Genomic DNA, 23280 nt, shown 5'->3' with positions numbered 1-23280 from the left:
TGTTAAATTTTGGAAGATTCCTATGGAAAGGAGGAAATCATTGCATTTTGTGTAAAACAGAATTTAAAAAATGAGAGTTCATCTGCTTACCATACTATGTTTAATTTCTTGTGGTATAGTAATGCCTATTCAGAGTCAAAGATTGGCTAGAAAGCCAATCGTAATTATTGACCCTGGACACGGCGGAACAGACTATGGAGCGGTTAGCGGTAATAGTATCAAGGAAAAGGATATAGTGCTGCATATTGATTTGAAGATTCAGCAATTAAACACATTGGTTTTCGAGAATAGCTTTGAAATATATAATACTAGACATACGGATACATTGATATCTCTTGGGGATAGAACCAAGTTAGCCAAGATTTTAGAACCAGACGTTTTTATTTCCCTGCATTGCAACCAAGCGGATAGCGCTTTCGCGAAAGGAATCGAAGTGTATGTCTTTGACGATAGTATTTACAAAAGAAGTTCGATGTACCTAGCCTTTCAAATCCAAGCAACAGCAAAGACGAAATTAGGTCTAAAATCAAGAGGTATAAAGCAAGCCAATTTTCAAGTGTTGCGAGAGACACAATCGGTTTGTCCCGCGGTTCTGGTAGAGTTTGGGTTTTTATCCGCAACAGATGAAGCTGATTATTTGGAACGAAGTGATAAGCAGGATGCACTTGCCTTAGTGGTTCTGCAATCACTTATTGAATATTTTGAGTTATGAAGGAAATATTTTTAGCAATTATTAAGAGTTTGAAAGAGTTGATTAAATCATTGATTTCAGTAATCACTACTCTGCACAAGACAGGTGTTTGATAAATTACTATTTAGCTTGTTTTCAGATAATTATTTTTGTATTGGTTGACATATTAATATTTTTTTGTAAGTTTGTCAACCAAACCAAATGAAATGAAACAGGAGCAACTTGAAATATTTGGAGCTAGACTAAAGTCTGCCAGGATGATTGCTGGGCTTTCATTGCGAGAGCTATCCGAGAAAATAGATAATGAAGTTACCAAACAATCATTAAGTAAATACGAAAAGGGTCAAATGTTACCCACTCCAAAAGTTCTACAAGCTTTAGCCAAAGCATTGAATCAAAAAATCGATTTTTTCTTATTTAGTTCATTTACTGAGTTTAAGAGTGTTTCATATCGCAAAAAGCAAGATTTGCCAAAAAAAGAAGAGGAGGCAATTTTAGAAAAAGCTAGGGCATATTACGAAAGTTACTTAGAAGTTGAAACTATCCTTGGACTGAAAAACGAATTCGTAAATCCAGTTTCCGACCTAATTATTAATGACTATGATGATGTAGAAAAGGCTGCAGATATTTTACGCGAAGAGTGGAATTTAGGACTGCAGCCGATAAGTAATTTGATAGAAATGCTCGAATCAGTAGGGATTAAAGTTTATGTTATTGAACATAGTGACAAAATTGATGGAGTCTCTATTGAAGTTGATAATGGAAGCCCATTGGTAGTAATTAACGTTTCGGATAAGCCATTGGAGAGAATTCGGTTTACCATATTACACGAACTTGCTCATACCTTTTTAAGGTTCACCGAAGCCATAAAAAACTCTCCAAAATTATTAGAAAAGTTATGTCATTATTTTGCAAGTTGTCTACTGTTGCCTAAAATCAAACTCCTTGAAATGATTGGCGGGCAAAAAAGGAGCTACATAAAAATTATTGAGTTAGAATCCATTAAAAACTATTATGGGATATCAATTAGAGCGATAGTTTATAGGTTAAAGCAAATAGGGATAATCACAGAGAATTATCATAAAAGATGGTCTATATGGCTCAATAAAACTTACGGTGTTAAAAACGAGCCAGGAAATTACATTGGCGTCGAAAAGTCATATCGATTTATGCAATTAATAAACAGAGCGTTATCTGAAGAACAGATTTCAGTAAGTAAAGCCGCAGTATTAACTGGTGAGAATATCCAAGATATAAAAAGAATAGAGCCAGTTGCATAAAAGTAGTAATCAAATATTAGTGAAAGATGCCTGCATCTTAATTGACTTGATGGAATTGAATCTGTTGACACCCTTTCTAACACTCCATTATGATGTTATTACAACGAGTGCTGTTATATCAGAAATTACAGATAAGCACCAAAAGGAAGAATTAGAAAAATGTGTTTATCAAGGTTCAATCACTATAGAAGATAAAGGCACTTTACTTGATGTTATGGCGTTACAGGCTAAGTATAATGGTATTAGTTATGCCGATGCAAGTGTTCTAGAAGTAGCTCTGAGAAAAGAGGTAATGCTGGTGACGGCAGATAAATTATTAAGAAAAGCCGCGATAATTGAGGGGAGTTCGGTGCACGGAACTTTATGGGCAGTAGAAGCGCTTCATTATAATCGAGCAATAACAATAGAAACCGCCGTCAAAAAAATTAAGGAGCTAATGCAAATTAACAGACGTATTTCTTCAGAAATATGTTTTACTACCATTAAAAGAATTGAAGAAGAAGAGACCACATATCATATTAATAAATAGTCCCCTATTTAAAGATTTGAATCTACGTTATGATGAAGATTCATTGCCTCCATTAGGACTTGGTTACATCGCTACGCATTTGAAGGAGAACGATGTTAAAGTCTCTTTGATAGATACTATAGCAAATAGGACACCACTTCAGGAACTTATTGATAATGTTAATAGGTTAGAACCGGATTTTATTGGAGTCAATATTTTTACTACAAATTATGAGCTTGTCAAGGAACTGATAGAGTCGTTATCCATCAGAACGCATATAATCATAGGTGGCTTGTCAACCAAGGAACTATACAAGAATATTTTTAATTGGCAGTCTGATAATGAAATCGATATTGTTACTGGAGATGGTGAATATATAGTATTGGATATAATTAGAAATTGCGTTAACCAATTACCTAAAGATTCAACTAGCAATCGGAGATTTTACCAAGTAGATACTGGTTCGGAGTATTATGTAAAGAGCATTAACAGCTTGAGCCTTGATAGAACTTTCTTTTTCAATGAACCTATCAGACATCCTTTAGGGTTTAACGAAGCTAATATTGTAACCAGCCGAGGATGCATATTTAATTGCGCTTTTTGTGCAGCTGCTTTTTCACAAAACAAGGAGTTTGGAATTAGAGAGCGTTCCGTAGAATCTGTTCAAAAAGAATTAGAAGAAATAAAAAATACCTTCCCAGCTGTAAATTCGATAAGAGTATTGGATGACTTGTTTTTAAAGACCAAGCGGCATATCGATTATGCAATAGACGTTTTTGAACCTTTTGATTTCACTTGGCGTTCTATGGCTCACGTACAAACTTTTAAAAAAGTTCCGCTGGAAGAAATTGTAAGGTTAAAAGAGAGTGGTTGTAAAGAACTTTTCATAGGTATTGAATCAGGTTCTCCAAAAATTTTAAAGTCAATCAATAAAACAAGTAATGTTGATATTATATTAAACAACCTTTCTAATGTATTAAAGGCTGGCATAGCTATAAAAGCATATTTTATATACGGATTTCCTGATGAAACTGAAATAGATATGGAAAAAACCTATGACCTAGCATTTAAATTATCCGAGGTCGCCAAGAAAAATAATACTCACTTTAGAACCTCGGTTTTTCAGTATCGCCCTTATCACGGAACAAATTTATTCGATGCTCTTGTACACGAGGGACATAGGCCTCAAGAAATTACTAACATAGTCCCAGATGATAAATTATCTGGACTAGTTCAAAGGCTGCAATACAATTTTCATAGCGGTAATTACTCAAAAGTTGGTTTGGAAATTTTACATTCCTATATTTGTAAAACAACCAATCTTAACTCTACCGAACTATTTGAAAGTCTGCAAAACATTAATTAACCCTAAAAAGTCAAGCCAGTGTAGGTCTTGCGGACTTTACATCAATCAATTCCCGATAAGTGATAATAAAAACCAAGCAGATGTTTTCTGGGTAGGATTATCTGCTGTTCAAATCGATGATAATGAAGAGCATAAAATTCCGCTATCACCTTCAACAAAATCCGGAAAATTAATCCAGGACGTGGAATTGGCATCAAATGAGAATATCTCTTTTTTTAAAACGAATTTAGTGAAATGCCTACCTCTTAATCAAAAAAAGATTAGGTATCCCGAGCGTATTGAAATGAATAAATGTTATCCAAATTTGGAAACCGAAATCAATACCTACCAACCTAAGATTGTTTTCTTACTTGGAAGATTGGTGGCTGAATTTACTTTAAAAAAGTACGGCATTAAATTAGGAGGATTAGGCTCTGATTTTTCGTATAGAGAATACAAGGTAGGAGAAACAACATTTGTTCCTATTCATCACCCATCTTATATGTTAGTCTATAAAAGAAAATCTATCGATAAATACATCGATGGAATACAGGCTGTAATATCTGCTAATTTGGTTTGCGAGACTGTTTTGGATAAAGTAATCTAAAAAAGAAAACCGCAATTTCTTGCGGTTTTAGTGACAGACCAAGGAGTCGAACCTAGCCACCCTATTGACTTCATATTTTAGAGAAAAACAAACAATCACTTATTGCACAGAATCTGTCGGTATTGATGGTCTGCCATCCAATGAGTGGTAAGAAGTTCTCTAGTGCAGTTAATAAAAACGAAATCACAAGATGAACACTTACTTTGTAAATTAATTCTTTCATACTCTTAATTTTAAACGTGTTAATAAAAATTTCTGACAGAACAACAACAATAATTGTATGAATCTGCAATGAATCCAAAGATTCTATGAAGCCTAGCTTGTTATACAAATTGCAGTAATACGGAAATAAATGTAATACAATTTTAGTCAGTTACATAATCTAAATATCCATCTTCCCCCAAACCACGGGATGCTCGCTAGCTGCCAGAGTTTTGTTAGTAATGCTTTTATAAATAGTCCATTGCGGTCGTTTTACTGGCCAAACCGCTTTGCGGTTAAGACCACTGTCCTTCATTTTTTTGTAAAGTGCCGGTGATAGCAGCATATAGTCTTTTTGCTTTATGTTTACGCCTAAGCGATACGCCCCCAATCTAAAGTAGGTAGCATCATCTCCTTTGTCTATATCCACCTCAAAAGAGAGGTGCTTCGTAATGTCTTTTACATCTGTTTGTTGGATTAATGGTGACAACGAATCGCAATAAGATGGGGCATTGAATGTTCCGGTGATGATGATATTTTTCTTGCCTTCCGTAATCAACTTTTCATAAATACTAGCAATGTTCTTGACTTGACTTTTTCTAATAACATCTGCAGTTTTGACATCAACATCTTGCTTGGCTAAATAAATGCCTAATACCCAAATTTTTTGGGCGCTGGGTGTAGTGATTTCAAATTCTAAAAGATGTTGAAAGGCATCGCTATAACCGCCTATCAGATGCGTTTTTACACTTTGCAGGTGATAGCCATCTCGCAGTAGAATTGCCGTTTCAAATCCTTTCATATCATTGCTTTGTATGACGAAAGACTGGACATAAGGCTTGCATTTCAATTCTGGTAGCACTATCTGATTAAACTCTTCAAGAGAAGAGCGGTCTTCCACTTCGTGTAATAACAAAATATCTGCATTTACATCGGCAATAACCTGGGCTTTATGTTTGGTTGCTAATGGTTTTATCGGTAGTGTCTGTAATGCTATCCAACCGTTCCAGTTGGTGAGGTCACTGGCTTTGGTTTCAACGGAGTGGTGTATGCCTTTCATATATAGCAATCCTGCTTTTCTTCGCATTACGGCATATGGTCTTTGACTTGTTTTTTCAAACCCAATCAAGAATGATAATTCTCGTATACGGTCTTGTTCTGGTACGTTAGTAGTTGGTTTTCGCATAAGCGTATCAAGTTCGGTTATCCAATCGCTCATTGATTTGCTTATGGATTGTTTCACAAGGCTCTTATCTCTATGGAAAAGGTTCTGAATATTGTACGTGGCTATTTTCATAATTACTTTCTTTTATCATTCGCATTTTTGTGGAATGCGATGAGATTGAACAATTGGCGCATACGGCTTCGCACTCGATTTCCATAGAGGTCTTCCAGTTCCTGCGCATTAAGGTTTGTGGTGGCGTGGGTTTTTATGTTGGTTGAGATGAACAGCTCGTAGCGAGAGAGAATGACTTCGCCCATCACATTGCAATCTTTACCGTAATGTCTGCCTATGGGCTCTACACCCAAATCATCAAAACAGAAAAATGAGCCATTACCGTAATCTTCAATGGTTTTATAACCAAGATGGTTGAAGGCAAAGACAATGTTTCGGGATGGAATAAGGCTATACGGTCGCTGGTGCGGAACAAGATGCTTTAATAGTTGCATAAGGCTCGTTTTACCGCAACCCACAGGACCAGAAAGTAAAATACCTTTGTCCAGGTCTATTTCGTTGGCCTCACAGGCTCTTTTATCCTTTACAAAGTAGTTACAGAGCTTCAGAATGATATCACGGTCGTCATCATAAATTTTAAAGTGCTTGCCGAAAAGTAGCTTGCCTTTAGCATCGAGATAGACGAGGATTTTTTGGAAATCGTACTCTACGCTTTTCCCATCAAATGTGCCTATCGAATATTCAATACCACCTTCGGTTATTTTAGAGGGGTTGACCATAATCTTTCACTTTAGTAGTTCTTAAGTTGTCCTTATTTTGAGACAGTTCTTTTTCGTTTTCAATGGCATCTGCTTTTAGTACCCAATTGCCTGCTGACGCTCGCCAATCCACAATTTTTATTTTGCCACGAATTTTCCAGCCTATGGCTTGGTAGTGGTTGTAAAACTTCAAGGCTTCTGTAGCGGACCATTCTTTCGATTTAAAAAAGTCAATGACTTCCATTTCATTTTTTGGTAGCTTAGTTTGTTTACTGTTTTCTATAGTTTGATTATTGTTTGTATTAGATACCTGTGCTTGTTCATCACTTGTTTCATAGTGGTGCACAGCTAGTTTAGAGGTTGTATCAAAAATGAGCATCTTGACCTGGCTGCCTTTAAATGGGTTGTGCGAGGGCAAGTATTTTATGTACTCCCAAGTGTCTAATTGCTGTAAGCAGCGATGGTATGTAGCCTTTGAGCCAATTTTTGAAAGCTGCATTACTTCCTGACGATTGATGTAGAAACAGTCTGCAAAACGGCTGATATTCCAGAATTGAAATAGCGCAACATATAGACTGATGTGCGTAGGGTTGAGCCTTGAATCCTGTATGAATTTCTGGAAAGCGGCGTTGAGATGCTTTATGTAATTCATACATCTTTAATCGATTTTATGTTGAACACGATTTGCAGTCATTACCTTTTGGATTTCATCGGCTTCGTAGTAGATGATGCCACCCATTTTAGTGTAAGGAAGTGTACCATTGATGCGAAGATTTTGAAGTGTGCCCGGACTAATCTGGAGCAAGTCCATCACTTCAGAGGATTTTAGATATTTCTTGAGTCCACTACTGGAATGTTTCTGAAGTAGTTTCTTTATTTCATTGAGTAAATCCAGTTTAAAATCAATGAGGTCGTCTGTGGTAATTATACTTGTTGGCATAATCGAACGTGTTTATTATTAAGCAAATAGCACTTATGGCTAGTTGATGCGTTTTGCATATCGTTCGACAAAATTGGCAGGATTTGACAAGATTTGTTCACCAGTAGCACCCGACTACGGTGAAAATTTAACATCTTGAAATTTGGTGCGATTTGATAGGATTTGCGAGGAATGAGTACGCTTTCGCGAAGGCGGAATCCTAAAAACTGATAGAAAAGCTAAAAAGCAGGAGGTGAACCGGAGTCGGGTTAAAATTTGGCTATTCTTCGGAGTTGTTCATCTGCGTGATAAGACCAGCGGAAAGGTCATCCAAGAATTTTGTACGGCTGATTTTGCGGGACTTAATTTCTGAGTAGATTTTGTAGAAGTCACCTAAATCGAATTGAATTACTTTTTGAAGGGAGGCTACGATTTCTTTAATCTCAACATTGCCATTATTAAGCACGCGATTACTATGAAGTGCATAGATTAATTCTGTCAATCCTGTTTTAGAAGCCGTCCACTTCAAGGGCTTGTGTGTGCTATATCCATTTAAGTTATTTTGTTCTGGTCGAGCTAGTCTTTTCTGAAGATATACAATAAGCTTCTTGTTGGCGCTTACTTTTCCAAGTAGCATATCGCGAGAAGTCGAAAATTCGGGGTCTTGAAAATAAAAATCTGAAGAAGTAATATGATAGAAGTCTAGAAAATTTCTCGTGTAAAATTGTAGGTCAAAATGAGTTAGGCTGTTATCTGCATATTGAACAAAATCAAGATTGTGGGAGAAGAAACGATTCAACTTTTCCATTTTCGCACCGACAAATTTCTCTTGAGTTTTGCGATTCACTTTAGGAAATTGAAGCTCAAAAGAGCGGATTTCTGAATAGTAAATTAAAGGAATTAAGGGTATTTGTTTGGTATGCTTAAAGAAATGGATTTCGTCATCTATTTCCTTGAAGTCATTTTTTTGAATATACTTCTTGAATGCGTTGAGAATATTCCTGGAGAGTATGATGATTTTATTGGCACAATCCAGAATACTAGTACTACTTTGCTCTATGTTAGAAACGTCAGTTTTAAAGCTGTTTATTATTTGTTCGAAATCCAAAACCATCCTATCATCAGTATAGCCAACTGGACTGGAGGTCAATTTAGAAGTTCGTTAAAAGTCGTGTCAATTCAAATCCAAAATCACAGTAGGTTAGGAAAATCTAATTTCCCTTTTTTAGCAAATCAATATACAGTATGGATATTGATACATAAATGTAACTTATTGAGCATAAATTAACAGGAAAACACAGCGTATTTATGTACGGATTAAGTGTTAATGGGGCTTTGGAGGTTCTATTTAGACCCAAAACGCTTTGTGAATTCTGTTCTATTCTTTGTTCCAGTCTTTTTAAAGATGTTAGAAGCGTGTTTTGATACGGTACTTTCAGCTATATATAGGTCCTCGGCGATGCGCCTATAACTGAGCTTACTTAGTATTGAAATAGCGATTTCTATCTCACGTCTCGTTAAATTTCCATTAATGACTTGAGATGCATTAATGCTTTCGGTTTTTCCTTTGTTGAAAAGAAAAACTTCGTACAATTTATTTTTATTTTCTAGAAAGAATAAATGTCTATCTGTCTCAATTATAGTTATTGCATAAAAAGCAATATTCATAACTGTAAACGTTATCCATTGATAATCTCCTATTACAGTGCAAATAGGAAGTAAAGCAATAGCGGTGACACTTATAATGGATAGCTTATTTCTCCTGACTATGAATGGGTTTGGGTTTTTAGGGTGAGATATTCGTTTGTAAAATATACCAAGGAATATGAAAGCAACAGCGGATATTGGAACAGTGTATAATAACCTAGCGGTGTTCAATGATGTTGTGAAGATATATGGAATAAGATATAGGACGAAAAAACCGCCAAACGCAATAATGGTAAGATTTCTAATGGATGAGCGATATGCTAGAACTACAAAATCGTATTCTTTGTATAAATAGTAAACGATATAAACGCATAAGCTTATAGCGACACTATAAGTAATGATGTATTGAATGATTAATGGTCCAGGAAACCTCTCTGTTGGTAAAAATCCCCCAGAGGCATTATAAACAATGAATAGCAGACCAAGGTACAGGAATCTTTTTAAGCTATTTCGATTTAGCTTTCGTGATTGGTAAAAAGTAAACAATACAATGACCGTATCTATTAAAAGATAGAAGAACGTTGTCCAATGTATTTCTGTGCCAAACATTACTATTATTCATCTTTCTGCTCAAATGTGTTGGTTTCTAAATTCTTTGTAACGTTACTCCAATGAAAAATTTTACCATTCATTGCAATATATACGTCCGGCTCTAGAAATTGTAATGAGCTTATTGCATAACCTAGGTTGAATGGGGCATCGGTATTTTTCTCAGAACCTAAAATGAAGGAACCTACCAGTACGATAGTCTTTTTTAGTTTTAGTTTTCCAATATATTTTGCGGTATCTTCCATTGTAAAAGTACCGTGAGTAATCAAAACTTTGGTCGCCTTTGTTTCAGTAATCTTACTAACAAGTAACTCTCTGTCCACTTCAGTAATAGCACGACTATCTTTTTTGAATACGCTTTCAAGAGTATAATCAAAATCTACTTTCGCATCATCAAGAAAGTCATCAAGAGATACCTCAGAAGTTGTAATACCATTGCCATCAACATAATCTAAACCTTCTATGGTACCTCCAGTAGTTAGTATGTATATCATAAATAAACTAAAATTGTGATTAGCTCAATAAAGATAAAGGATATAAGTTATACAGATTTTTGACTATCGATAGACAATTCCAATTTAGCTTTCAGTGCTTTCATATCATCACTTACTTTTCTATCCAGAATCTTCGCATAGTGCTGAGTAGTTCTGAGCGATTTATGACCAAGCATTTTACTTACTGACTCAATAGGGACGCCATTGGATAATGTTACTGTGGTTGCGAAAGTATGTCTGGCCAAATGGAAAGTGAGGTTCTTATTTATTCTACACAGGATAGCAATCTCCTTCAGATAAGCATTCATTTTTTGATTACTCAAAACAGGAAGAATTTTTCCTTTATTATAAACTTCTGGATGTTCTTTATATTTATCTATAATCGCAATTGCAGTAGGAAGTAATGGAATACTACTTCTTGTATTTGTCTTAGACCTTTTCACTTTTATCCATTTTTCACCATCGATACCAATGACAATATCATTAATTGAAAGCTTTTTTACATCTGCATAAGCAAGTCCCGTAAAGCAAGAGAATAAAAAGATATCTTTTACTTGGTCTAGTCTATTTGTGTGTAGTTCCTTTTCGACCATTTTTTGTATTTCTTCTTCAGTTAGGAACTCTCGCTCCACAATTTTGAGCTTCGCTTTCCAATTGAGAAAAGGATTTTTTGTAATCCAATCATTTGCAAGAGCGATATGGATAATTTTTTTAAAGTTAGTCACATACTTAATTGCACTGTTGTGAGCACATTTACGCTCTGTTTTAAGATAGTATTCCAATCCGGTTATAAACTTATTATCGACATCTTTAACTGGAATATCTGATACATTATATTCTAATTTGATATAATTTTCAACGTGTTTTTTGGCAGTCTTATAACGTTCTAAGGTACCAGGAGCATATTCTTTTCCAACTAATCTTGCTATTTTATTATTATGGTTTTGAAAAATTTCTAGCAACATTTTATGCTTAATACCTTTCCCGAGGTAAATACTTTTAATCTTAGCTGCAGAAATAGACTCTTCGCTTTCAGCTAGTCGCTCCTGAATCTTATTCACTCTATTCTTGATAGTATCCATATATCGGTTAAGCTCACGAACATCAGAAGTCGTTCCTTTAACTTTTCCACCTTCAGAGCTCCATCGGACTAGTGGTACTTTTCGCTTAATGCTAAACTCGCTACGTTTACCATTTACAGTAATTCTTAAATAAATAGGAGCATTTCCATTTTTATCAATGTCGTTTCCTCTGGGGTAAAAAAGAGTGGAGAATGTAGATTGCATAGGTGCGTTATTTTATATCTTCTTAAAGATAAGAAAAATAGAAGGATAGTCAAAACATTAAACCCTATATATCAACACTTAACAGTTATTTAGGTGCGTAATTTTATTACCAAAATACCGCACCGAAAACCGCACTTTTTATTTGATATTATATGCTATTAATTGGATATGAAGAAAATTAGAAAAGCCTGTAAACATTATGTTTACAGGCTTTTGGTGGAATTTGATAATTCCTAAGCGGAGAAAGAGGGATTCGAACCCCCGGAGGTGTGACCCTCAACAGTTTTCAAGACTGCCGCATTCGACCACTCTGCCATTTCTCCAGTGTCTCATCAGGTATTCCCTGAATGCGGGTGCAAATATATGATGCTTTTTCAAAAAAAAGAATGTTTTAATTAATTTTATTTAGGTGAATATATAATCATTTTTGTGACTATTTTTGCGCAATGGAAGAATGGTACCATTATGCACTTTTAATTGGAGTTGGTTTTGCCGTTGGGTTTATAAATACCGTTGCAGGAGGAGGTTCATTGCTCTCCTTACCCATATTAATTTTTTTGGGACTGCCACCCAATGTAGCAAACGGAACCAACAGGGTAGCGATCGTTATCCAAACGGCAACAGCAGTCGCCGGATTTAAGAGCAAGGGAGTTTCTACCTTTCCCTTCAATGTTTATCTTGGAATTTCTGCCTTAGTTGGAGCAATCATTGGGGCGAGAATAGCCGTAGATGTTGATGGAGCTTTATTTAACCGAATCTTAGCGATTATAATGATAACAGTTATCCTTATCATTATTTTTAAGCCCAGAACAAACTTAAAACATTTCGAAGAACGGCTCACTGGAAAATATCTCTGGGTAGGGATTATTGCTTTTTTCTTTTTTGGAATCTATGGCGGTTTTATTAATGCAGGTCTAGGGTTTATTATAATCCTGTTCCTTCATTATTTTAACCATATGAGCTTAGTACGTGCCAATGCAACCAAAGTCGCAGTAGTTTTTACTTATATGTTATCTGCGCTGTTGGTCTTTGCACTTAATGATAAAGTGAACTGGAAAGTAGGGTTAGTGTTAGCCATAGGAAATGCCTCCGGAGCCTGGATATCAAGTAGGGTTTCGGTAAGGAAAGGAGATAAATTTATTAAGCTGTTCTTAATAATTATGGTCGCAGTTATGGCTGTGAAACTCTGGTTCTTTTAGAGAATTGCAATAGGCTTTTTATCTTCTCCAACAGCAACAAAAGTAAAATAGCCGGTTACCACTTTTTCACGTTTGTAACTATACATATCTTCCATAAAGATTTCAGTTTTTACCACACAGCTACTACGGCCAACTTTATCTACGCGTGCTATTAACTCCACAATGGTTCCTTGTGGAATGGGGGTGCTAAAATCAATCCTGTCGGTAGACACTGTAACTACTTTTTTTCTGCTGAAACGCGTGGCACAAATAAAGGAAGCTTCGTCCATTAAGTGTAATGTGGTACCGCCAAATAAAGTGTCGTAGTGGTTGGTAGTATTAGGAAAGACCGCTTTAAAGATTCGGGTTTCGCTTCGGTCTTTTAAAATTTCTATATCGGACATAGGTTTTGATTTTTACACAATAGGATTAACTTATCTATTAAAGCACTTTTATCTTTTAAGGATTGCTAAATTTGCAATTCAAAGATAGAGAAATGGCTTCAAAAATAATCAAACAATTACAATGGAGGTATGCAACCAAAAAGTTTGATCCTTCTAAAATACTTTCCGAAGAAAAGCTCAACATTTTAAAAGAGTGTTTTAATTTAACAGCAACTTCATATGGCTTACAACCGTTAAAGATGTTGGTAATAAGTAATTCACAAGTCAAAGAAAAGCTGGTGTCCGTTACTATGGATCAGGAACAAGTGAGGGATGCCTCTCATGTGCTGGTTTTTTGTATTGAAACTCAATTAACCGGTGATTACATTAAAAAGTATTTTGACAGAGTGGAGAAGACCAGAAATACACCTCGCGCTATTCTGGAACCTTTTGAAACATATTTAGTAGATGAGTTTTCCGAAAAACCCTCTGCTACCATAGAGATCTGGATGCAGAAACAAGCCTATCTGGCGATGGGGAATTTACTTACTGTTTGTGCATTAGAAGGAATTGATGCCTGTCCTATTGAAGGCTTTGAACCTAAAAAATATGATGAGCTATTACAACTGGACGCTATAGGCCTTAGGTCGGTATTGGTACTTCCTGTAGGTTATCGCGCCGAAGACGATATGTTTGCCTCCCTGAAAAAAGTACGTCGCGGGGTAGAAGAAGTAGTAATTGAAGTAAGTTAAGTCTTTGCGCAACCATTATCTTTGCCTGTCATCTAGTGACTATAAATAATATGAATAAATAAAATACTATGCCCGGATTTGAAGTTTTTGGCGCTGAAGAACGCAAACAAGTAAGTGATGTTTTAGAAAATGGTGTGTTGATGCGTTATGGTTTCGACGGAATGCGTAACGGTCACTGGAAAGCTAAAGAATTTGAAACTGCATTTGCCAAAAGAATGGGGTCAAAATACTGTCAGCTTGTGTCCAGCGGAACATCTGCCCTGACAGTAGCCTTGGCTGCTGCCGGAATAGGGGCAGGAGATGAAGTGATCATGCCGACATTTACTTTTGTAGCAAGTTTTGAATCTATTATGATGCTGGGGGCAGTTCCTGTTCTGGTGGATATAGATGATACTCTTACATTGGATCCAAATGCTGTAGAAGCAGCCATTACCCCTAAAACGCGCTGTGTGATGCCGGTACATATGTGCGGTTCTATGGCCAATCTACGTGCCTTGAAAACCATATGCGATAACAATGACCTTGTGTTGTTAGAAGATGCCTGTCAGGCTATTGGTGGGACCTATGAAGGTAAACCATTAGGAAGTTATGGCGATTTAGGTTGTTTCTCTTTCGATTTTGTAAAAACGATCACTTGCGGAGAAGGTGGTGGTGTTATTACAAATAATGAAGCCTATTCTGTAAATGCAGATCAGTTTCAAGATCATGGGCATGATCATATTGGGAACGACCGTGGAGCAGAAACACATCCCACATTAGGTTATAATTTCAGAATATCCGAATTGAATGCTGCAGTAGGTGTCGCACAACTGGATAAGCTTGATGGAATTTTAAAACTTCAGAAAAAAAACTATACCATTTTCCGAAAAGCGCTGGAAACTATTGATGGAGTTACGTTTAGAAGAGTCCCTGAAGGAGGTGAAGAGAATTATTCGTTTTTAAATTTCTACCTTCCTGATGAAGAATTAGCAAAAAAGGCACACAAAGCATTATCTGAAGCCGGAGTAGATGCCTGTTTTTATTGGTATACCAATAACTGGCATTATATCAATGGGTGGGAACACCTTCGGAATTTAAAGTCGTTAGGACGTTTACCAGCCGAAATTCAAAACCAGATTCAGGATTTAAATTCGGCAGACTTTTCAAAAAGTGATGCATGGTTGAGCCGTACGATTTCTTCATTGGTAAAAATTGGCTGGACCGAAGCAGAAGTAAACGAACGTGCCGAAGCTATGCGACAAGCAATTTTAGGTGTACTTAATAGTTAATATATTCAGTAATTTCCAATCCGTAACCAATCATTCCCACACGTTTGGTTTGTTCGCTGTTGGATACCAACCGTATTTTGTGAATACCCAGATTATGTAGTATTTGTGCGCCAATTCCAAAATCTTTACTGTCCATGGTAATACGCGGGGCTTTAGCAATTTCACCTTCTTTTTGAGAATCACGCAGTTTTCCCAGGCGCTTCAGTAAATTCAATGATTGACTTTGTTGATTGATAAATACGATTGCTCCTTTTCCTTCTTTGTTGATCACGTTAAACATATCGTCTAACTTTTGCTCAGCATAACTGGTGAGAGTACCTAAAATATCATTATTCACCAGTGTAGCATTTATACGAACCATCACGGGCTCGTCAACAGACCACTCTCCTTTAGTAAGTGCTATATGAATTTGATCGTTGGTGGTTTGTTTGTAGGCACGCAGTCTATAAGTACCAAACTTGGTATTGATAGAAAAGTCCTCTTCTTTTTCAATTAGGGAATCGTGTTCCATACGATAAGCCACAAGGTCTTCAATGGAGATTAATTTTAAATCAAATTTTTTCGCAACTTCTATCAATTGGGGTAAACGCGCCATTGTTCCGTCTTCATTTAAGATCTCAACTAAAATCCCTGCGGGTTGTAGTCCGGCAAGCCTCGCAAGGTCGATAGCTGCTTCTGTATGGCCTGTACGGCGTAATACACCGCCCTCTTTGGCGCGTAATGGAAATATGTGGCCGGGGCGTCCCAGATCGTTTGGTTTGGTATCTTCATTTACCAACGCCTGGATGGTTTTGGCACGATCGTGTACCGAAATTCCTGTGGTACAACCATGACCAATTAGATCTACAGAAACAGTAAATTGTGTATGGTGCAATACCGTATTGTTCTCGACCATCATATTTAGGTCGAGCTCCTTACAACGTTCTTCAGTAAGAGGAGCACAAATAAGTCCGCGACCATTCGAAGCCATGAAGTTGATCATTTCAGGTGTTACCCTTTCGGCAGCAGCTATAAAATCTCCTTCATTTTCACGATTTTCATCGTCTACAACAATAATAATTTTACCATTCTTGATATCTTCTATGGCTTCGGAAATCGTATTGAGTTGTATTGACATATTTTTTTCAGTAGTGATCATAGCAAAAATTGTGTTGCAAAGATATTGAAATCTATAATTCTTTTTCTGAGGCCTCTTCTTTCTTTTTAAATAACCTTGTAATTTTCTGTAAAAAAGAATCAATATCAAAAATGCCCTGATCTGTTGTAGCCCGGTAGGTAAGCCAAATACTCAGCGGAAGCATAATTACCGTACTTAGCCAACTTGCAATGAAAGGGTGCATCGTACCATCTTCTGCACTGTTCTTTGCAAAAATGCCAATAAAATGATAGGTTAAAAATAGTAATACAGCAACCACCATAGGCAGTCCCATTCCTCCTTTTCTAATAATAGCTCCTAATGGAGCTCCTACAAAAAACAGGATAATACACGCAATTGCGAGTACATATTTTTCGTGTAAGGCGATCTCGTGTTTGTTGAGTTGTTTGGTCTTGATCTGGTATTCTCTTTTTTTAGCTTTTATAGATTGCATTGTACCCCTTACATTGGTTAATGCCAGAGAAAGAATCTCACTTTTTTGCTCTGGCTGGTAGACCTCAAAAATATCATCTACTGTGATGATAGTGTCGGGTTTGGTTTTTGCCGGGATATTGAATTTTGAGATTCCGGTACGGAAAAACATTGTTTCAGAGAATTTATTGATACTCTTAGAGTAACTAATTGATAACGAGTCAATTTCCACAAAAAGCTCACTTATTTTATACATATTGTGGTTGTTTAACTGGTTCTCTTTTTCGATATCGGTATTGTTAAATTCTGTTAGATCTATATTAATGGTATAGGTTTCAAAGCTACTTTTGGCAAAGGGTTTGCGTTTTTGTTTTTTTACATTCTTAACTTGAATTTCATCATAATAATACCCGTCATTCAAAATCAATGAAAGTGTGTTACTGCCTTCTTCACTGGCAAGCTCTCCATTGTCTGCAATTATGACGGTATAATTTCCATTGGGTTTTTCAGGATTTTTTTTGTGAATGACCACATTTTTTAAATATTGATCGCGGTCACCACTTTTTTCTTCCACTTTAATATTAAAGTCATCACCTACCTGGCTAAATTGTCCTTCGGCAATAACCATAGAAGGGCTTACCTGTGCAATGTTACGACGAAGATTTTGCCATTTATATTCGGAATAAGGAATTACATTATTGGCAAAAAGAAAGGCTACACCGGCAAGTCCAATTATAAAAACCGTCAGGCTACGCATAGCACGTTGCAATGAAATTCCTGTGGATTTCATGGCAGCGAATTCATATTTTTCAGCAAAATTTCCAAAAACCATCAAAGAAGTCACCAGAATGGTAAGCGGTAACACCAAAGGAATGAGGCGTGGAGATACATACCACAAGAACTTGAGCACTATCCATACATCCAGATCTTTTCCTGCAAGTTCACTGATATACAGCCAGATGGTCTGTAATACGAATATGAACATTAAAATAATGAAGACGCTAAAGAACGTCTTCAAATATGTAATTAATATGTATCGGTCCAGTATTTTCACGGAGTACCTTAATCCAACTTGTTGATGTAGTAGCCGCCCTGTTTATATTTGGCTTCATCAAAGGTAAACAAGGTTTTGGAAAGAGGCTGGTTGGTTTTAAAAGAATTTACAGTAACAGTATATTTTGTTCCCTTCGCGTCAGTCTGAATTAATTTATAAATGTGCTTGGTTTGTACATCGATACCTAATAAGATATCTTTCATTTCGGCTTTAGAATCAATAGGAATCAATTTAATAAACTGAATTTTTCTTCCTTTTACATTCTGAACGATATCCATTTTATATGTATATCCTTTCTCATAAAAACTCAATAATTTAGAGATGGAGATCTCTTTATCTTCTTTGGGATCATATTTTGAAATAGTGACTTCTTCATCTTCAGGAACAATGGTATAGATATTTTTTCCATCAAACAAACGGGTAGTTCCCAGCATATTCAATACATACTTTTCTCCCGAAAGTGTTACATCACCTCGTGTATCCTGATTTACATTCTCCTTTGAATTGTTAAGATTGTATTTGAAATCTATATGGATGTTGTCATAACTTTTTGCCTTAGCTGATACTTCATTCAGCAAGGATTTAGCATCCTGAGCGCTTGCAATTGTTACAGTAAAAATTGCTATTGATAATAAGGCTAACTTTTTCATGTTAAATGTTATTACTTTCGTTGTCTAATAGTTGGTTTAATGCGTCGATGGTTGGGACGAGTACTTGTCTGGCTTTACTTCCTTCAAAAGGTCCTACAATTCCTGCAGCTTCCAGTTGATCAATAATTCTTCCGGCACGGTTGTAGCCTAATTTCAACTTTCGTTGTAATAATGATGCTGAACCTTGTTGCGCTATTACTAAAACTTCTGCTGCTTCCCTAAACATTTTATCACGTTCCTCGATACTAATATCAAGATTTGTGCCACCTTCTTCACCTACATATTCAGGCAACAAATGTGCATCTGGATAAGCCTTTTGAGAACCAATAAAGTCTGTAATATCGGCTACTTCCGGAGTATCCACAAAAGCACATTGCAGGCGGGTAAGGTCATTACCTTGTGTGTATAACATATCTCCACGCCCAATTAACTGGTCGGCTCCAGAATTATCCAAAATAGTACGAGAATCAATTTTACTGGTTACCCTAAAAGCTACTCGTGCAGGGAAGTTGGCCTTGATAATTCCGGTAATCACATTTACAGACGGTCTTTGTGTTGCAACAATCAAATGAATCCCGATGGCACGTGCTAATTGTGCTAACCTGGCAATAGGTGTTTCCACTTCTTTACCGGCAGTCATAATCAGGTCTGCGAACTCGTCGATTACCAATACAATATATGGAAGGAAGCGATGCCCTTCATTAGGATTCAGCTTACGAGCCTTGAACTTGGTGTTGTATTCTTTTATGTTTCTAACCATTGCATCCTTAAGCAGATCGTAACGTGCGTCCATTTCTATACATAAGGAATTGAGCGTATAGATCACTTTATTGGTATCTGTGATGATGGCTTCTTCGGTATCCGGTAGCTTTGCGAGGTAATGACGTTCAATTTTATTGAAAAGTGTAAGCTCCACTTTTTTAGGATCTACCAAGACAAATTTTACTTCAGCAGGATGTTTTTTATAGAGTAAGGAGGTTAGTATAGCATTTAACCCAACAGATTTACCTTGCCCGGTTGCTCCAGCCATTAATAAATGGGGCATTTTAGCAAGGTCAACTACAAAAGTTTCGTTACTAATGGTTTTTCCCAAAGCCAAGGGAAGTTCCATTTCAGCTTTCTGAAACTTAGGAGATGCAATTACCGATCGCATCGATACAATCTTTGGGTTTTTATTAGGAACTTCAATACCAATGGTTCCTCGGCCCGGAATAGGAGCAATGATACGGATACCCAGTGCAGAAAGTGAGAGCGCAATATCATCTTCCAGGTTTTTAATTTTTGAAATCCGAATTCCGGCTTCGGGAACAATTTCGTACAGGGTCACTGTAGGGCCAACAGTTGCTTTAATATTGGCAATACCAATTTTATAATTATTGAGGGTATCTACAATACGGTTTTTGTTTTCTTCCAACTCCTCCTGATTGATCGTAATTCCTTGCCCGCCTGTATAGTCCTTAAGCAATTCAATAGTAGGAAATTTATAGTTGCTGAGTTCTAAAGTAGGGTCGAATTCTCCAAAATCTGATACTAACTTCTTGCTTAGATTGTCTTCAAGGGTTTCTTCTTCAACAGCTTGTTCTACTTCCATAGTTACCTCAATTTCATTAGAGGCATCACTCGTTTTTGGAACTACTTTTAGTGTAGGTTCTTCTATTTCTTCTTTTTGAATATCTAGGTCTACTGTTTTTTCTTCAGAAGAGGTTACCGTTTGAATGACCTCTTTTTCATAATCGGTTTGATCAACTGTCTCTTCCGGAGATGTGAAATCCTGAGCAATATCCTTCTTGGTGTTTTTTAGAGTACTGACAACTTTTTCAGGAGTTACTTTTAGACGCACTACCAAATAGATAATTGCCAGAAAGGTCATCACTAATATAGTGCCTATCAGTCCTAAATAATCTTGAGAAAGATCATTGATTTCAAAACCAATAGTACCGCTTAACAATGTAGTTTTAGAAGCAAAAAAGCCAAAGAATACGGAAATCCAGATCATAAGTAACACACCCCAGAACCAAAAACGTTTGAGTTGTTTTTTTGCGTAATCAAAAAAGAAATAAACACCGGTAAGAGCAATTAAGAAGGCAAGAATAAAGGCAGCAATTCCAAAACCATCATATATAAAGAAGTGTCCTACATTAGCTCCAAATTTATTGAGCCAGTTTTTTGCTTCCAGTTCACGTTGGTCTATAAGCCCAACATCGCTTTGGTCTGCCTGCCAGGTAAAAAAGTAAGATATAAAAGAGAACAACAACGCAATTCCTAACAAGAACAGGAAACTACCTAAAATGACCTTTTGTTGTTTAGATAACGCAAAACTAATTTTTTTACGCGTTTTTTTTGTTTTTTTAGATGTAGCGGTTTTCTTCTTCGCCATGTAAGGTTGGGTTGTCTTTTGAGCAAAAATACAAATATCAAACGTCCCAAACTACATAAAATTTTTTAAAACATAAGAATCCTTTTCAGCTTAAAAGATTATACATCACTAGTAATTTACCATCTCGTTTCCATTGAATCCAACCTTCACCTGTTTTTTTGAAACCATAATCCATTAAAACAACCTCCATCCATTCCCCTTTAACTCTAAGAGGGCGCATAAACTCATAGGGGCTATTACTGAAGCCTGCATTTTCAAAAGGCCGAGTTCGTACTTTCTCGCCGGAATCGGGGAGAAATTCTACAGAATGAACATTTAACAGAAACTCAGGCCAATAAACAACATTCCCGGCTCTTCTGTCTACATAGGAGGTTTGTCCATTTTGTGTATTGACGGTTACTTCTATAAATTCCTGTGTCACACTTTCAATTTTAAAATACAGCAGATCATAGTCTAACTTTAAATGATCCGGTACAAGCCAGGGAGGGGCAGTAGCGATGTCAAAAGAACCGTATTTATTTTTGGTAAAGGTAATACTATCATACGGCATATGCTCTCTTATTGATTTTTCCAGGTTGAGGTTTCCGTAGAAATAGAGTACTGGGTTCTCAAAATAGTTAGGTGAAAAATAGCCCATTCCCATTGAGGTTTGAGCTTGTTCAGGAATTTCTATAGCATCTTTAGCTTCCTTATAGGTGAGCATTGCCGTTGTTTCAGTCGTTGCTGGAGAGGTTACTTTTTTAGGATTTTCTTTTGCAGGTTCTTTGTCATTTTTATGACGCATCTTAAATCTGTAATGTGTAATTCCATACCCAATTAAAAGAAGAATAAATAAAATCCAATTTACCAGTATCACTTTTTTATGTGATATGTGATACGCCACAAAGAAAGAGGCAATAAAGGCTACTCCGCCAAATAGGACACCCCAGCCTAAGACAATCGCACCTCCTGCCAGCCCTTGTCCTTTCCCTGCATCTATAAGGCCGGCAAAATAGACTCCAATGACAAAAAAGACCAGTAAACAGAGCAGGTAGAATAGTATACTGGCCGGTTTTAGTAGTTTTTTCATGGTTAAAAATTAATTGTTTTTGTGATGGCTTCCCCGGTTTTTAATTGGATAGTAAAGGTTTGCGATTTTCTATCTTTAAAATTTCCAAGCGGAGCTACTTTAACTTTATAAGTACCCGGATTCAATAGAAATTCGGTACCACGGTCGTAGGTACGGCTACCTGCAACATTTTTATTTGTGGAAGCTTCATGTATGGTTACAACACTATCAATAGAATTACCTTCTGCTTTAGCATCGACAAAAAGAGTTCCTGTTTTAAAATTATGTGAAACTGGGGTAACACTTCCTGCATTAACAGTTATGTTTTCAATTTCGGCATAGGTATCAATTCCTTCCATAACCAATCCTTGAATTGCAATTTTATAGGTGCCGGGATTTACTTCCACTTCTTTTGGAACCTTATAAGTGCGTACAGTTGCAGCTACCTTTCCATCTTGTCCATAGACTTTTACAGTACAATCCCAGTTTTCGCCGTTGTTTGTAGTGGTAATACCTAGCTTTCCGCCATCAAAACTAATGGTTCGTTCGGTTATTTTATCATCGAAACTTTGTTCCCCTTTTATGGTTATTGAATTTACGTCACTGCCAAGAGGATGCGCTACAAGATCATAAGTTCCGGCAGGCAAATACATATAACGGGTTTCTTTATAAGTTCTTAAGGTACCTGCTTCTTGCTTAGTACCAGCTTTAAATGCCTTTACGTATGCATCAATGGGTTCTCCATTTTTAACAGCGTAGACTCCAAAGTTGCCTTTCGGCTTGTCAATGGTTTCTGAAGTAGCTTCATTTAGAACATCGCTTAAGCCACCCGCATCTACAGCATCGTAGTATTGCCCGTCACCTGCATTTGTCGCACATTTAAGCTGTTCTGTTTCTCCGGCCTTTAATCCGAAGCCAATGATATGGAGTCTAAAATCAATGCCTTCCTTTTTGGCAGCTTTTACCACATCACAGATATTTCCATTACAGGATTCTATTCCGTCAGTGACCAGAATGATGGTAGCTTTTGTTTTAGAGGTACGAAGCTTATTAATTACTTGTGTTGCAGAATAGGCGAGAGGAGTCATTCCCAATGGTTTGATTCCTTTTAACTCATTATTTATCTTAGATTTTGTTTCGTTGGAAACATCTACTAAAAACTCGACATCTTTACAATCCCCTTTTTTCCGATGACCATAGGCCACTAACCCGATTTTTTGATTTTCAGGAAGGTTATTTACCGAAGTAGACAAAACATTTGAAGCAATTTCCATTTTGGTTTTGCCTTGTATTTGACCCCACATAGAACCACTTGCATCGTAAATAAAAATGATTGGTGAAAGTACTTCTTTGTCTTGTGCATTCATTTGAAACACAAGACTAAACGCGCAGATAAGAACGATAGCTAGTCTCATAATTTATTAAGAGTTAGAATTAATATAATTAAATAATTTATTTAGGAATAAACTTACAAACCAGAT

23 protein-coding genes and 1 tRNA gene are annotated in these 23280 nt (G+C 36.5%); 8 read left to right on the top strand and 16 right to left on the bottom strand.

What is annotated here, in order from left to right; translation table 11 throughout:
• Nucleotides 1-70: 70 nt before the first annotated feature.
• The 5 genes from ACY2RT_RS12630 to ACY2RT_RS12610 all read left to right on the top strand — a co-directional run bounded on the left by ACY2RT_RS12630 (nt 71) and on the right by ACY2RT_RS12610 (nt 4431).
• Nucleotides 71-712, top strand: coding sequence for an N-acetylmuramoyl-L-alanine amidase family protein (locus ACY2RT_RS12630; RefSeq protein WP_490156283.1), 642 nt, complete (start codon nt 71-73; stop codon nt 710-712).
• Between the two features lie 185 nt (nt 713-897).
• A complete protein-coding gene (locus tag ACY2RT_RS12625; protein WP_490156282.1) occupies nt 898-1971 on the top strand; it encodes a helix-turn-helix domain-containing protein in 1074 nt (357 codons plus the stop codon).
• Nucleotides 1972-2035: 64 nt separating this feature from the next.
• Nucleotides 2036-2500 carry a PIN domain-containing protein gene (locus tag ACY2RT_RS12620; RefSeq protein ID WP_490156281.1) on the top strand — a complete coding sequence of 155 codons (465 nt, stop codon included), beginning with the start codon at nt 2036-2038 and terminating at the stop codon, nt 2498-2500.
• Nucleotides 2463-3845 (top strand): B12-binding domain-containing radical SAM protein, encoded by a 1383-nt coding sequence (locus tag ACY2RT_RS12615; RefSeq protein WP_490156280.1) that lies wholly within the window; start codon nt 2463-2465, stop codon nt 3843-3845. Before ACY2RT_RS12620 ends, ACY2RT_RS12615 begins: the two co-directional genes overlap by 38 nt.
• On the top strand, nt 3820-4431 hold the full coding sequence (locus tag ACY2RT_RS12610; RefSeq protein WP_490156279.1) for a uracil-DNA glycosylase family protein: 612 nt from the start codon (nt 3820-3822) through the stop codon (nt 4429-4431). Before ACY2RT_RS12615 ends, ACY2RT_RS12610 begins: the two co-directional genes overlap by 26 nt.
• 382 nt (nt 4432-4813) lie before the next feature.
• Here ACY2RT_RS12610 and ACY2RT_RS12605 read toward each other — a convergent pair whose 3' ends face one another.
• The 9 genes from ACY2RT_RS12605 to ACY2RT_RS12565 all read right to left on the bottom strand — a co-directional run bounded on the left by ACY2RT_RS12605 (nt 4814) and on the right by ACY2RT_RS12565 (nt 11845).
• On the bottom strand, nt 4814-5929 hold the full coding sequence (locus ACY2RT_RS12605; RefSeq protein ID WP_490156278.1) for a hypothetical protein: 1116 nt from the start codon (nt 5927-5929) through the stop codon (nt 4814-4816).
• A 2-nt stretch (nt 5930-5931) separates the two neighbouring features.
• Nucleotides 5932-6588 (bottom strand): ATPase, encoded by a 657-nt coding sequence (locus tag ACY2RT_RS12600; protein WP_490156277.1) that lies wholly within the window; start codon nt 6586-6588, stop codon nt 5932-5934.
• On the bottom strand, nt 6572-7219 hold the full coding sequence (locus ACY2RT_RS12595) for a hypothetical protein (protein WP_490156276.1): 648 nt from the start codon (nt 7217-7219) through the stop codon (nt 6572-6574). The genes ACY2RT_RS12600 and ACY2RT_RS12595 overlap by 17 nt, the downstream gene beginning before the upstream one ends.
• 6 nt (nt 7220-7225) lie before the next feature.
• Complete coding sequence (locus ACY2RT_RS12590) at nt 7226-7507, bottom strand: helix-turn-helix domain-containing protein (protein ID WP_490156275.1); 282 nt, start codon at nt 7505-7507, stop codon at nt 7226-7228.
• A 259-nt stretch (nt 7508-7766) separates the two neighbouring features.
• The gene (locus tag ACY2RT_RS12585) at nt 7767-8636 is read right to left on the bottom strand and encodes an RteC domain-containing protein (protein ID WP_490156274.1); all 870 of its coding nucleotides are present in this window, start codon (nt 8634-8636) and stop codon (nt 7767-7769) included.
• Between the two features lie 194 nt (nt 8637-8830).
• Nucleotides 8831-9742 (bottom strand): response regulator transcription factor, encoded by a 912-nt coding sequence (locus ACY2RT_RS12580; protein WP_490156273.1) that lies wholly within the window; start codon nt 9740-9742, stop codon nt 8831-8833.
• 5 nt (nt 9743-9747) lie between these two features.
• Nucleotides 9748-10236, bottom strand: coding sequence for an asparaginase domain-containing protein (locus ACY2RT_RS12575; protein ID WP_490156272.1), 489 nt, complete (start codon nt 10234-10236; stop codon nt 9748-9750).
• Between the two features lie 47 nt (nt 10237-10283).
• Nucleotides 10284-11522 carry a site-specific integrase gene (locus tag ACY2RT_RS12570; protein ID WP_490156271.1) on the bottom strand — a complete coding sequence of 413 codons (1239 nt, stop codon included), beginning with the start codon at nt 11520-11522 and terminating at the stop codon, nt 10284-10286.
• A gap of 238 nt (nt 11523-11760) precedes the next feature.
• A tRNA-Ser gene (locus ACY2RT_RS12565) sits at nt 11761-11845 on the bottom strand.
• Nucleotides 11846-11968: 123 nt separating this feature from the next.
• Between ACY2RT_RS12565 and ACY2RT_RS12560 the strand changes: the two genes are divergently transcribed.
• On the top strand, nt 11969-12721 hold the full coding sequence (locus ACY2RT_RS12560; RefSeq protein ID WP_490156270.1) for a sulfite exporter TauE/SafE family protein: 753 nt from the start codon (nt 11969-11971) through the stop codon (nt 12719-12721).
• On the opposite strand, the gene ACY2RT_RS12555 is transcribed toward ACY2RT_RS12560, so the two are convergent.
• A complete protein-coding gene (locus ACY2RT_RS12555; protein ID WP_490156269.1) occupies nt 12718-13104 on the bottom strand; it encodes an acyl-CoA thioesterase in 387 nt (128 codons plus the stop codon). The genes ACY2RT_RS12560 and ACY2RT_RS12555 overlap by 4 nt on opposite strands.
• Before the next feature lie 92 nt (nt 13105-13196).
• Here ACY2RT_RS12555 and ACY2RT_RS12550 point away from each other — a divergent pair, with 92 nt between their 5' ends.
• Nucleotides 13197-13835 (top strand): NAD(P)H-dependent oxidoreductase, encoded by a 639-nt coding sequence (locus ACY2RT_RS12550; protein ID WP_490156268.1) that lies wholly within the window; start codon nt 13197-13199, stop codon nt 13833-13835.
• 68 nt (nt 13836-13903) lie between these two features.
• Nucleotides 13904-15103 (top strand): DegT/DnrJ/EryC1/StrS family aminotransferase, encoded by a 1200-nt coding sequence (locus tag ACY2RT_RS12545; protein ID WP_490156267.1) that lies wholly within the window; start codon nt 13904-13906, stop codon nt 15101-15103.
• On the opposite strand, the gene ribB is transcribed toward ACY2RT_RS12545, so the two are convergent.
• The 6 genes from ribB to ACY2RT_RS12515 all read right to left on the bottom strand — a co-directional run bounded on the left by ribB (nt 15093) and on the right by ACY2RT_RS12515 (nt 23214).
• Nucleotides 15093-16220 carry a 3,4-dihydroxy-2-butanone-4-phosphate synthase gene (gene ribB, locus ACY2RT_RS12540; protein ID WP_490156266.1) on the bottom strand — a complete coding sequence of 376 codons (1128 nt, stop codon included), beginning with the start codon at nt 16218-16220 and terminating at the stop codon, nt 15093-15095. The two genes, ACY2RT_RS12545 and ribB, sit on opposite strands and share 11 nt — an antisense overlap.
• Nucleotides 16221-16272: 52 nt before the next feature.
• Nucleotides 16273-17724 (bottom strand): LptF/LptG family permease, encoded by a 1452-nt coding sequence (locus ACY2RT_RS12535; RefSeq protein WP_490156265.1) that lies wholly within the window; start codon nt 17722-17724, stop codon nt 16273-16275.
• 8 nt (nt 17725-17732) lie between these two features.
• Nucleotides 17733-18374 carry an outer membrane lipoprotein periplasmic chaperone LolA1 gene (gene lolA1, locus ACY2RT_RS12530; RefSeq protein ID WP_490156264.1) on the bottom strand — a complete coding sequence of 214 codons (642 nt, stop codon included), beginning with the start codon at nt 18372-18374 and terminating at the stop codon, nt 17733-17735.
• 1 nt (nt 18375) lies between these two features.
• Nucleotides 18376-20751: an FtsK/SpoIIIE family DNA translocase gene (locus ACY2RT_RS12525; RefSeq protein WP_490156263.1), complete on the bottom strand. Its 2376-nt coding sequence runs from the start codon at nt 20749-20751 to the stop codon at nt 18376-18378.
• Between the two features lie 85 nt (nt 20752-20836).
• The gene (locus ACY2RT_RS12520; protein ID WP_490156262.1) at nt 20837-21820 is read right to left on the bottom strand and encodes a hypothetical protein; all 984 of its coding nucleotides are present in this window, start codon (nt 21818-21820) and stop codon (nt 20837-20839) included.
• Nucleotides 21821-21822: 2 nt separating this feature from the next.
• Nucleotides 21823-23214 carry a vWA domain-containing protein gene (locus ACY2RT_RS12515; protein ID WP_490156261.1) on the bottom strand — a complete coding sequence of 464 codons (1392 nt, stop codon included), beginning with the start codon at nt 23212-23214 and terminating at the stop codon, nt 21823-21825.
• Nucleotides 23215-23280 lie beyond the last annotated feature (66 nt).

It is taken from the genome of Ulvibacter sp. 2210JD10-4 (assembly GCF_058148525.1).
The sequence above is the reverse complement of the archived record's forward strand: the minus strand, read 5'-3'. Positions and strand labels throughout refer to the sequence as shown.

Excerpts from the sequence above, each read along its gene's own strand:
- ACY2RT_RS12630 (WP_490156283.1), top strand. The coding sequence starts at position 71 with ATGAGAGTTCATCTGCTTACCATACTATGTTTAATTTCTTGTGGTATA.
- ACY2RT_RS12625 (WP_490156282.1), top strand. The coding sequence starts at position 898 with ATGAAACAGGAGCAACTTGAAATATTTGGAGCTAGACTAAAGTCTGCC.
- ACY2RT_RS12605 (WP_490156278.1), bottom strand. The coding sequence starts at position 5,929 with ATGAAAATAGCCACGTACAATATTCAGAACCTTTTCCATAGAGATAAG.
- ACY2RT_RS12600 (WP_490156277.1), bottom strand. The coding sequence starts at position 6,588 with ATGGTCAACCCCTCTAAAATAACCGAAGGTGGTATTGAATATTCGATA.
- ACY2RT_RS12595 (WP_490156276.1), bottom strand. The coding sequence starts at position 7,219 with ATGAATTACATAAAGCATCTCAACGCCGCTTTCCAGAAATTCATACAG.
- ACY2RT_RS12590 (WP_490156275.1), bottom strand. The coding sequence starts at position 7,507 with ATGCCAACAAGTATAATTACCACAGACGACCTCATTGATTTTAAACTG.
- ACY2RT_RS12580 (WP_490156273.1), bottom strand. The coding sequence starts at position 9,742 with ATGTTTGGCACAGAAATACATTGGACAACGTTCTTCTATCTTTTAATA.
- ACY2RT_RS12575 (WP_490156272.1), bottom strand. The coding sequence starts at position 10,236 with ATGATATACATACTAACTACTGGAGGTACCATAGAAGGTTTAGATTAT.
- ACY2RT_RS12570 (WP_490156271.1), bottom strand. The coding sequence starts at position 11,522 with ATGCAATCTACATTCTCCACTCTTTTTTACCCCAGAGGAAACGACATT.
- ACY2RT_RS12560 (WP_490156270.1), top strand. The coding sequence starts at position 11,969 with ATGGAAGAATGGTACCATTATGCACTTTTAATTGGAGTTGGTTTTGCC.
- ACY2RT_RS12555 (WP_490156269.1), bottom strand. The coding sequence starts at position 13,104 with ATGTCCGATATAGAAATTTTAAAAGACCGAAGCGAAACCCGAATCTTT.
- ACY2RT_RS12550 (WP_490156268.1), top strand. The coding sequence starts at position 13,197 with ATGGCTTCAAAAATAATCAAACAATTACAATGGAGGTATGCAACCAAA.
- ACY2RT_RS12545 (WP_490156267.1), top strand. The coding sequence starts at position 13,904 with ATGCCCGGATTTGAAGTTTTTGGCGCTGAAGAACGCAAACAAGTAAGT.
- ribB (WP_490156266.1), bottom strand. The coding sequence starts at position 16,220 with ATGTCAATACAACTCAATACGATTTCCGAAGCCATAGAAGATATCAAG.
- lolA1 (WP_490156264.1), bottom strand. The coding sequence starts at position 18,374 with ATGAAAAAGTTAGCCTTATTATCAATAGCAATTTTTACTGTAACAATT.
- ACY2RT_RS12525 (WP_490156263.1), bottom strand. The coding sequence starts at position 20,751 with ATGGCGAAGAAGAAAACCGCTACATCTAAAAAAACAAAAAAAACGCGT.
- ACY2RT_RS12520 (WP_490156262.1), bottom strand. The coding sequence starts at position 21,820 with ATGAAAAAACTACTAAAACCGGCCAGTATACTATTCTACCTGCTCTGT.
- ACY2RT_RS12515 (WP_490156261.1), bottom strand. The coding sequence starts at position 23,214 with ATGAGACTAGCTATCGTTCTTATCTGCGCGTTTAGTCTTGTGTTTCAA.